Source organism: Sulfurimonas sp., from assembly GCF_027056685.1.
In the GTDB taxonomy this organism is placed as follows: domain Bacteria; phylum Campylobacterota; class Campylobacteria; order Campylobacterales; family Sulfurimonadaceae; genus Sulfurimonas.
In genome coordinates this window covers 1-3,901 of record NZ_JALUKE010000103.1, presented here as the reverse complement: position 1 = coordinate 3,901, position 3,901 = coordinate 1, and the positions used below count along the sequence as shown (strand labels likewise).

Annotated in this window: 7 protein-coding genes; 1 reads left to right on the top strand and 6 read right to left on the bottom strand. The window is 34.4% G+C overall.

Annotation, left to right across the window (positions count from 1 at the left end):
* The 5 genes from MVY38_RS04520 to MVY38_RS04500 all read right to left on the bottom strand — a co-directional run.
* Positions 1-318: MFS transporter (locus MVY38_RS04520; protein ID WP_297483970.1), on the bottom strand; the 318-nt coding region annotated here is incomplete at its 3' end.
* Between the two features lie 100 nt (positions 319-418).
* Positions 419-1,201, bottom strand: coding sequence for an EI24 domain-containing protein (locus MVY38_RS04515; RefSeq protein ID WP_297483969.1), 783 nt, complete (start codon positions 1,199-1,201; stop codon positions 419-421).
* 1 nt (position 1,202) lies between these two features.
* A complete protein-coding gene (locus MVY38_RS04510; RefSeq protein ID WP_297483968.1) occupies positions 1,203-1,724 on the bottom strand; it encodes a YtfJ family protein in 522 nt (173 codons plus the stop codon).
* Positions 1,721-2,686, bottom strand: coding sequence for a DUF3137 domain-containing protein (locus tag MVY38_RS04505; protein ID WP_297483967.1), 966 nt, complete (start codon positions 2,684-2,686; stop codon positions 1,721-1,723). The genes MVY38_RS04510 and MVY38_RS04505 overlap by 4 nt, the downstream gene beginning before the upstream one ends.
* A 2-nt stretch (positions 2,687-2,688) precedes the next feature.
* Positions 2,689-3,246, bottom strand: a complete 558-nt coding sequence (locus tag MVY38_RS04500; protein ID WP_297483966.1) for a LemA family protein — start codon at positions 3,244-3,246, stop codon at positions 2,689-2,691.
* A gap of 137 nt (positions 3,247-3,383) precedes the next feature.
* On the opposite strand from MVY38_RS04500, the gene MVY38_RS04495 reads away from it, so the two are divergent.
* Positions 3,384-3,674, top strand: a complete 291-nt coding sequence (locus tag MVY38_RS04495; RefSeq protein ID WP_297483965.1) for a YciI family protein — start codon at positions 3,384-3,386, stop codon at positions 3,672-3,674.
* 15 nt (positions 3,675-3,689) lie between these two features.
* On the opposite strand, the gene MVY38_RS04490 is transcribed toward MVY38_RS04495, so the two are convergent.
* A partial coding sequence (locus MVY38_RS04490; protein WP_297483964.1) for an NAD(P)/FAD-dependent oxidoreductase occupies positions 3,690-3,901 on the bottom strand: 212 nt, incomplete at its 5' end.

Here is a 3,901-nt window from a genome sequence, read left to right as displayed (position 1 = left end):
AGGTATAGCTATGCCTTGCAAAATTCTACTCAAAAGCAACACATAAAAATTTGTTGCAAATACTGATATTGCAACTGCAATAAAAAGAAAAAATGTTGCATAAATCATAATTTTTTTCTTTTCCCAACGATTTGATGCAATTATATAAAATGGTGTTGCTATCATTAATGTAAAAATCATTCCGAAAAGAAGAGAGTTTGTCTCTATTATGCTAATATCAAAAACTTTTTCTAAAGTTGGTAATATTGCTTGAGGCGTGTATATTGTTGAAAATATTATTGAAACTACAAAAAAAAGTATAATCGAGATTTTTATCATAATAGACAAGTTTCCTTTATGGTGTTTTGCTAGAGTATAACAGGGGAAATACGTTCATTGCTCCATCCTGCCGTTATATTTTAAAAATCTTAAATAGCTATCAAACTTGTCTAATCTTTCTTACTTCAATAAAATAACTATGTCCCAAATAAATCACATAAAAAACAGATGCAAAGAAGACAACAAAAGGAATCATAGAGAGTAGGTAAAGTCCTAATGTCTTTAGTCGTAGTGTTGAGCCGTGAAAAAAGCTGATTTTTTTGGCTTCTTCTTTTGTACAGATAGCTGAAGAGACATCATAGGTCATCATCTTATGAAAAAAGTAGTACAGGGGAAAGTTAAACGCAATGATATTTACCAAAGGAATGAAATACAGAGGTACAAATACCAAAAAGAGAATAAGCATTACCGCTATCCATTTAAGTGTAAGAAATATACTCTCAGCTGCGTTTGAGTAGCCTATCATCTCTACATTTTTGTAGTGGCGTTGTTGAATCTCTTTTAAAATATTGTGCGTTAAAAAACCAATGACTAAAAGAGCTACAAAGATGGAAATATAAAGTACAAAAAGCCCACCAATTGTGTAGATAAAAAAGCTTGCTATCCATGAAGTAAGAGCCGAACTCATCAAAAACTTCATAATTCCCGTTCCTGCTAATGTCTCTTGAAAACTCTCAGTATGAGGTATGCCGTTTTGAATGGTTGTTTGTGTACTTTGAATATCCATAGTAGTAAACTGATCCATTCCCATACCAGCTACAATAAAAAAGAGAATGTAGAGGATTATCATACTAATAACAAAAGGCATAATGGAATACGCCAACATTTTTTTTGTAAAAAGGTCTCTTATACTGCGTGTGAGTATACTTGTTTCTTCATTCATTTTATAAATTCGCCTCTATAATGTTAAATGCTTTTTGCGTATCGCTTGTGCCCATTTTTCCTGATTTGTAAAAGAGAAGAGTGCCATCTTTTGAAAATATGAGTATGTCTGATGCATCATCACGAAGTCCCCATTTTTTGACAAGTACTTTGTTGTAATCTTTTACATAGATGGTCTTTGGAAACTCTTTTTGTTTGCTTTTAAGAATGATATTTATGGCAAAGTTTGGCTTCCATGTCGCTGCCATATTGATGATGGCTATGCTTCCAAAAGCACCTCTGCTTCTGTAGTCCTTTGCTTTGAGTGCTTGAGAGAACTCTTCATTGACATCTTTTTTGTCTGGGTCAACATAAAACATAACATAGACCTTGTTTTTTAGCATACTAGAATCCCATGCTTTTCCATCTTTGACAAGTCCCCCATTTTTACCGCTGATGACTACCTCTTTTGGCTTTTTATTAACAGTTACGGCATATAGATTTATAGTAGCAAGAAGCGCTACAAGTAACATTTTTAATTTCATATTTTACTCCACAGTTTTTTATTGAGATTTAACTCTTTGACAACACCTACAGCTAGATGCAGGGTTTTTAAATACTCCATTGCTATTTTATACTTTAAAAGTGAATGAAATACAGAAGCTTCAAAAAGATCCTTGTTATAAGCGATGGCAAGGTAGATATTTCCTCCCACAAATGAGGCATAGAGAGGATGTTTTGACTCTTTTTTATAGTGCAGTAATTTTTGCATTAGCATATGCGTGAGAATGTAGCGTGCTTCGACTTGATCTGTCGAATAGACCACAAACTCTTTCTCAAATTCTGGATTATCCATCTTTACAAGTTCGTTTCTTGAGAAGTTGTTTGACTGTAGCCAATTTCCAACAAGGTCACCAAAAGTGCTTTGTGCTCTATCTGGTAAAACAACAGTTTGTCCTTTGAAGTTTTTGTTAAATTCACTAACTATGAAGAGCCCTTGAAACATAGTTGTCCAAGAGGTGTTGTTTTTTGAATCCTGATGCCTTTTCTCTGCATGAAAATCTGAAAGTTGGATAGGTACGCCATCAATTTTACCATGAATGTAGTCATTGCCGCTTACTCTGTCAGGGCGGGAAGTGAATAGTCTTGAACGCGTAAAGTATGTTTCATTTACATGCTGTTGTGGCAGATATTCAAGATTTTCATCAAGCTCTTTTATAAGTGGAGCAATGATTTTTTCTTTAAAAGTGCTTTTGTAGCCTTTTACAAGGTATTTGTACAAAATAGCTCCAAGTGTAAACGCAGCGAAACAGAAAAAAAGAAACATATCTATTTGTCTATTGCTCTGTCTTAAAATAAGTAAGCCTGTAAACGCAGCGATAAGAAGATAGCTGATACCGAGCTTGATAACTCTCTTTTTAACAGCTTCACGCTCCTTTTCAAGCTCTTTCAAGACAGGGTAGAGCGTTTTGTAGTAAAAGTCTGTCAGTTCACTTATGCTTTTCATACTTATGTGTTAAAAAGCTCTTTAACATTGACATTTTTTCGCTCACTCTCATCTATCTCAAATACTTTTTTTGGCTGGTAGTGCATTATATTTGCAAGAATGTTTGTCGGTATTTGTTCAAGCGCATTGTTGTAGTCTGTGACGGCTTGGTTGTAGGCACGGCGCGCAGCCGCTATTTGTGCTTCTACCTCATTTAAAGAGTGTTGCAGATGCAAGACATTTTCATTTGCTTTAAGCTCCGGATAGTTCTCAACAGCTACCATAATAGAGCCAAGAGCCGCACTCATCTTGGAATCAAGTGCCATTTTATGCTCATTTGAAATATTTGGCTTATTTGCCTCAGCACGCAGCTTTGTGACTTCATTTAAGATGGACTTCTCATGCTCCATATATTTACTTACAGAAGCGACAAGATTGGGGATGAGGTCATAGCGCTTTTTTAGCTGTGTATCGACAGAAGCAAAAATGTTGTCTACCTGATTTTTTTTCGCCACAAGTGAGTTGTACATCAAAATGATGATAATTACGAGGACTATTATAATAATAAGCGGTGTTGACATAGGAAGCCTTTAAGCTAAGATGAAGTATTTTAGCATAATTTTATGATAGTTCTATTTAAGTGATATTTTGTATGTGTTGCTTTTAAGAACTGCTTTGTGTAAAATATACTTCAACGAATAGTTAGCAAAGGATTAAGATGTTCATAGTATCATTAACATATATGGTTGAGTTAGAAAAAGTAGATGAGTTATTACCCCAGCATGTGGAATATTTAAAAAATCAATATGAAAAAGGTAACTTTATAGCCTCAGGAAGAAAAGTTCCAAGAACTGGTGGTATTATATTGTCAAAACTTAATAGTTTGGAAAAACTTCAAAATATTGTAAATGAAGATCCATTTAAAATAAATAATATTGCAAAATATGATATTCAAGAATTTATCCCTAGTATGACAAGCCATGACTTTATAAATTTAAAAGAAGAATAAAGTCTTGGATATATTTTAGGGTGTTATACCTTTTGCACAAATGTGAGCACTTGCCCAGGCCCAAGCAAAGTTATACCCACCTCTACGACCGACAATATCAAGCACCTCTCCGACAAAGTAGAGATTTTTTTGTTTGAGTGATTCCATAGTTTTTGGGTTTATCTCTTGGGTATCTATGCCTCCGCCACTTACTTCAGCATGACGAAAACCGTGAGTATCTTCCACTT